General features: G+C 67.6%; 5 protein-coding genes and 2 pseudogenes. 4 read left to right on the forward strand and 3 right to left on the reverse strand.

What is annotated here, in order from left to right:
• Positions 1-447 precede the first annotated feature (447 nt).
• Positions 448-783, forward strand: coding sequence for a hypothetical protein (locus tag ACFWBW_RS41395; protein ID WP_385384982.1), 336 nt, complete (start codon positions 448-450; stop codon positions 781-783).
• A 75-nt stretch (positions 784-858) separates the two neighbouring features.
• Here the strand turns inward: ACFWBW_RS41395 and ACFWBW_RS41400 are convergent, their stop codons facing one another.
• The gene (locus ACFWBW_RS41400; protein ID WP_385384985.1) at positions 859-1389 is read right to left on the reverse strand and encodes a transposase; all 531 of its coding nucleotides are present in this window, start codon (positions 1387-1389) and stop codon (positions 859-861) included.
• Entirely contained in the window at positions 1340-1681 is a 342-nt protein-coding gene (locus ACFWBW_RS41405; protein ID WP_385384988.1) for a hypothetical protein, read from the reverse strand. The genes ACFWBW_RS41400 and ACFWBW_RS41405 overlap by 50 nt, the downstream gene beginning before the upstream one ends.
• 129 nt (positions 1682-1810) lie before the next feature.
• Between ACFWBW_RS41405 and ACFWBW_RS41410 the strand changes: the two genes are divergently transcribed.
• From ACFWBW_RS41410 to ACFWBW_RS41420, 3 genes and pseudogenes are all read left to right on the forward strand, one after another.
• Positions 1811-3061 carry a hypothetical protein gene (locus tag ACFWBW_RS41410; protein ID WP_385384991.1) on the forward strand — a complete coding sequence of 417 codons (1251 nt, stop codon included), beginning with the start codon at positions 1811-1813 and terminating at the stop codon, positions 3059-3061.
• 327 nt (positions 3062-3388) lie between these two features.
• A pseudogene (locus tag ACFWBW_RS41415) lies at positions 3389-3528 on the forward strand (IS5/IS1182 family transposase); the annotation flags it as partial.
• 147 nt (positions 3529-3675) lie between these two features.
• A pseudogene (locus tag ACFWBW_RS41420) lies at positions 3676-3789 on the forward strand (IS5/IS1182 family transposase); the annotation flags it as partial.
• A 769-nt stretch (positions 3790-4558) separates the two neighbouring features.
• Here ACFWBW_RS41420 and ACFWBW_RS41425 read toward each other — a convergent pair.
• On the reverse strand, positions 4559-5074 hold the full coding sequence (locus ACFWBW_RS41425) for an AAA family ATPase (RefSeq protein WP_385384993.1): 516 nt from the start codon (positions 5072-5074) through the stop codon (positions 4559-4561).
• Positions 5075-5534 lie beyond the last annotated feature (460 nt).

The raw sequence follows: 5534 nt of genomic DNA on the forward strand, positions 1-5534 counted from the left end.
GCCTTTCAGCGCCGATGGTACTGCAGGGGGGACCCTGTGGGAGAGTAGGACGCCGCCGAACAATCATTGTGGGAAAGCCCCGCACCAACCTCTTACGGGGTTCGGTGCGGGGCTTTTCTGCGTTCACGGAGCTTCTCGGATTCAGGTTTCCGAGGGCCGCCAGACGTAGCGGACGTCCGGCTCGAGCTCCTCATTACGCAGTCGTCGCCCGGGACTATCGCGGAGGAGCGACCCTGCGGCATCCGGATTTGAGTTCGCTGCACGCAGCGGCAGGGCTGCGAACTGGGATAGGGAGAAGGCGCGTTGGGCTCATCGTCCGCCGCGGCAGGGACGGTCCAAGACCTCACTGACCCGTTCGGCCAACTGCTACGGGCTTCACCGGCGTTGTGAAGGCCGCTGTGCCCTTCACCGGCCCGGTTCGAGAACGGTGAGCCGGCGCCGTTGGACATGAGTGCCGCGCACGAGGTCGTCGGACCCCATGTGGTGGTGAGGGACCCCGAGACCAACTTCCTGCTGGTGAGCACGGCGGAGGGAGAGGAGACGGGCGTGTACTTCAGCAGCCCGACCGGCATCACCTTCAACCGTTTCGGAGGCGACGGGGTCATGGACCTCCTGGCCGTCCTCCTGCAACGGCTGGATGCTGTGCTCGTCGTCCCCGGCGGGGTGACCGTGCTCCAGCGGAACGAGGACCGCGAGTTTCTGCCCGCCTCCCTCAGGGACGAGTGGCCCGTCGTCGTGGCCCGTACCGGAGCGGAGATCACCCGGGCGATCCGCGCCGCCTGAACGAACGGACCCCTCGTCTCCCCGCGGCAGCGGTCGCCGACCAGTGTGGAAGCGGCCGCTGAGCCCGGCAAGCCCCTAAGCATCCGGGGGATCCCCCGAAGTCTGACGTCCGCAAGGTGGTGTTCGGCCCGAGTCGGCAGACGGCCCACCGAGGCTTTGCCCAGTGCAGCCGGGCCCGGGTCTGGGCCTGTGAGCGGTCAGGTATTTCGGCTCTACCAGGGATCGTGTGAGGCCGCCGGGATATGGGTCGAGGAGGACGCGTTGGCGTAGGAGCTCGAGGTTGGCTCGGCCGTAGGCCATGCGCTTGATGAGCTTGACGCGGGTGACGTGGCCCTCGACCTGGCCGGAGCTCCACGGTGTGGAGAGTCCTGCGGTGACGGCGTCGAAGTCGCGTCGCAGGCCGCTGACCAGTGAGTGGAGGGCTGGGAGGTCGTCGGCAAGGCCTCGCTCCATCCAGTCGGGAAGTTGGTCGCCCCGGAGATGGTGAAGCATTTCGGTGAAGTCATGGACGTGCCGTGCGGCGGCGCGCCTAGCTTGGAGCCGGTGAATCGCTTCGTCAGAGGTCGACGCGATGCTCCGCAGCCGATGGGTCATCGACGGAGCCATAGCGCAGGACGGCGTGCGCGGGGCGGAACGGCAGGTCGTTCAGGATGGGTGCCATGACAGCGAGGAGCGCGTCGGCGTCCGGTCCGTAGGCGTAGAGGACGACCTCGCCGCCTCCGTACTCGTTTCCGTCGAACTCGCCGACGTCGGCTTGCTCGATCGCCTCGGTCAGCAGGGACTGGGCCTGGCGGACGGCCTCCCGCTGGCTTGGATCGCCGAGGCCTGCGTCGGCCAGTCGGTAGTGAGCGATGACAGCATGCTCAACTTCGGTTTCTGCTTCGTCGCTGTCGGCCATGCGGGAAACGCTCTCATCCCGGACCGACATCCTCGCCGGCCTGGCCCTGATGAGGCTCCATGCATTTCCCCTGGCTGCTTGGAGCTGGGCCACGGAGGCTGTGTCAGTACCTCCTGCCATCATTCTTCGATGATCGACGAGTACGAGAAGCTGCTGGCGGGGCTGGACGATGTTGACTGGGCCGGCCTGGAGCATGCCTACGGGTCGGCGCATGACGTTCCAGGGCATATACGCACCCTGTGCGGGAGTGACGATGAGGCGCGGGAGCAGGCGTTCATCAGACTGTTCAGCAGCATTCTTCATCAGGGCTCGCGCTACTCGGCTTCTCCGGTCGCGGTGCCGTTTCTCGCGAGAATCGCCATCGCGGGGCCTGCAGCCGCCCGCCAGGACACGATGCTGCTGCTCACCCGCCTGGCTGTCGACTGGCACGACGGGTACGACGTGACCACCGGTATCAACGTGGCTGGATGGCGTGCGGCCGCAGCGGAGTGCGGGCCGGCGGAGCTTCTGCCGTGGTACGAGGACCAGCTGGCCGTCGAGACGGATCCCGAGAAGCGCGCAAGGCTGCATGAGATGCGGGACTGGGTGGCGGCCGGCAACTCGTTCGACTCCCGGTGGTCGGCGCTGCAGGCATACGATGCGGTCCTTGCCGAACTCCCCGGCCTTCTTGTCCTGCTCGACGACGATGACGTCCGTCTGCGGACCCGGATCGCCTACCTCCTGGCCTGGTTTCCCGAAGTATCCGCCACCTCCCTGCCCCGCCTCATGACCCTTGCCGCACACGAGAAGGACCCGGTCACCGCAGCCACCGCGCTGCTCGCCGCCGGCCTCGTCGGCCCCCCTTCCGCGGTCGAGGACATCCCCCCGTACCTGGATGCCGCCGACCCTCTGATGCGGTGGGCCGCAGCCACCGCCCCCGTCCGCCTCGCCGGCCTCGACGAAGCGCCCGTCGGCCCCGAACTGCTCGGCAGGGCCGTCACGGAACTCACCGCCGCAGCCCACAGCAGGTTCGATCACGCGACCGACTACTTCGAAGGCGACCTTCACGGTCACATCGAGCGCACCCTCCACGCGCTCCCGCCCACCTCAGAGCTGACCGCCGCGCGCGAGGCGCTCGACGCATGCCTGCCCCGCATCGCCCGGGACCGCTCCGGATCCCGCACCCGCAAAGCCATCGAGCAACTCTTCCCCGCTCCGCGGCCGCACCCTGCATCTCGCTACGCTGATCTGACCGTGGCGCAGCAGGAACTGCTGGCCGATCTCGCCGGCCATCAGCACGCCTGGGTCATCCGCTCGTCCGCCGGCCGGCTGCGTGAACTCGGCCTTCCGTGCTCGCAGGAAGCCTTGCAGTCCTTCGTCGGCGTGCTCCGCACGGCCTGAAGCCCCGCAGCCCTGCGCCGTGAACGAAGCCAGGTACTCAAGAACGTGAAGGGCAGCCAAGGCTGTTCAGCGCGACACGCACGCTCAACAAGCGGGTGGCCCTGCTCTCACCTGTGAGGCGCTCGTTCCAGTTCCTCACTCAGTTGAAAAACAGAACACGTGAGGCGACGAGCTGCCCTGGCCGATTTCAAGATCCTCATCAGCCCTCCGGGACGCGGTCCTACGAGCCGGACCTTGACCTCCTACGCCGACTTGCACTCCGCGCCCCGTGACCCTGCGGCATCCCAAGATCCCCGACAGAGCCGAATTGCGTGACCGTCCACAGGGGCCCGCCTCCACCACGTCATCCTCGACGAGCTGGGCGCCCGCGGGGAACTGGACCGGTTGCGCTGCGCGACCGACTCCGTCGGCATGCGGAATGCGAGAGCGGGCCTCCGACGGGACCGAATCCGACGAGAAGATCGCGCCACGATCCCACCTGGGAGTCATCGCTGAGCGGCAGCTGAAGGACCGCTCAAGATCGCTAGGCGCGAGGGTGCGGACAGTGTCCGCCAGGGCCGGCCGTGGAGCCTTCCGACGGAGGGCAGAGCGCTGCTGGTCGCGGCACCGGACCGGTCTTTGCCCGCATGAAGCCCTGGAAGACCCTCCGCGACTGCCGACTCAAAGGTGACGGTGTCCACCACGCCATGCGCGGCATCGCGCCCCTGCACAACCTCGCCCTCGCCGGATGGGCGAGCGGACCGTGCAGCGAACAACAGCCACGTGCGCACCCGCTCAGAGAGCAGGCCGACCGTGGCGTCGACCGAGTGTTGCCGTGCGGGGTGGAGGAGCTGGACCGGTACCGCGCGCTGTCCATTGGGACGACAAGGAGGCCGGTGCCGGGCGGGAGGAAGGACGTCGCTTCACCGCCGAGGTCACGGAGTTTGGCAGCCCGGTACGGCCGATGGACCTGCGGATGGCCTTGGGCGGTCGGGGAGGGCTGCGGTGGTGGCGTCGTCGGCAGCTGGTGCTGCACCTCCCATTCCGTGGGCGAGTGCGAAGTGACGGCCGCCAGGGTGGTCGCGTCGCTGCTGGAAGGGCGCGGCTGGGTGGAGGAACTGGCCGAGCAGTGCGCCCAGTTGGCGCCGCCCGACGGGGTGGAGGCAGAGGACCACAGCTGGCACCTGGAACGGGTGGCTACCCGCCTGGTGCGATGTCTGGAAGCAGGTCGACTGGGCTTCCGGTGGCCGGTGAGACGCCGGCCCTGGTCGAGGCGGCCGTGGATGGCCTCGGCGTGTGGTGCGGTGAGGGGGCCAGCTCGGCGCTGACTCAGCTGCGCGAGGACGCCTCTCGTCGGCGTCCCCTTACTCGGGTGTTTGTGGCTGCGTGGCAGAGGGTTGCCCCTGACCTGCCGGAGGTCCTGTTCCGGCAGGGCGATGCCTTCGTCCAGGCGGGCGGGAATGCTGGACGCGACCGCCTTCCACCCCTTCCCTGATGGCAACGCCTGCCTCGGCATGCTCACCCTCGCCCGTGTGCTGGAGCTGGAGGGTGTCCGGCTGGACCAGGTGCGGCAGACCTGGCCGCTCTGGTCTGCTCGGTGAGCGGGGTGTGGGACAGCAGTACGCGGATCTCCCGGGCGAGGGAGTTGATGTCGACCTGGTGGCTGGTGTCAATGGTCCGGACGGGGCCGCCCAGGTCGAGCGGGCCGGGATGGGATGCCCAGGCAGACACGCGGTCGTGGATCTGCTTCAGGGTGAGGTCCTGGTCGAGGTGCCCTGGGTGGCGCTTGCGCGTACGGAAGCGTTCGGCGACTAGGGCGGCGTCGGCAGCGAGAGCGAACAGGATGTCGTCGGCGGCCCGGCTCAGCCGGTGGCGCCAGGCGTGATCACCTACGCCGAGGGAGTCGTAGAGCGACTCGAGGATCACGTCCTTGTCGATGACCGGGAGGTCCAGCTCCGCGGCGCGACCGCGGGCCACCGTGCTCTTTCCGCTGGCCGGAAGGCCGGTAAGGATCACGAAGGAGTTGTCGCGCACGACGTCAGTGTGCGGCAGCCCGCACGGTGGCGAGGCGGACGGTGGCGAGGCGGACGGTGGCGGCCGCCCTACACGACGGTGGGGCGCCGTGTCGTGCCGATTTTGACCGTGCGGGGGGTGTGATGTAGAGTCAAACGGTTGCCTGGAACTGGACAAGTTCGGCAACGGCCCCCAAAGAAGCAATTCAGAGTGGGCACCCTCGACTCCTCATCCAGGAACCTGAAGCCGGGAAATCCGGTGGAAAACTTCTGATAGAGTCGGACTCGCCGGAAAGGGAAACGCGAAAGCGAAGAACTGGAAAGCGAAACCCGCTTCGACCGGGAATCGGACACGAAAGAGTCTGATAGAGTCGGAAACGCAAGAACAGAACAGAACGAAAGCCCGGAGGAAAGCCCGAGAGGGTGAGTACAAAGGAAGCGTCCGTTCCTTGAGAACTCAACAGCGTGCCAAAAATCAACGC

The sequence above is a fragment of the Streptomyces sp. NPDC059957 genome (genome assembly GCF_042730015.1).
Lineage (GTDB): Bacteria > Actinomycetota > Actinomycetes > Streptomycetales > Streptomycetaceae > Streptomyces.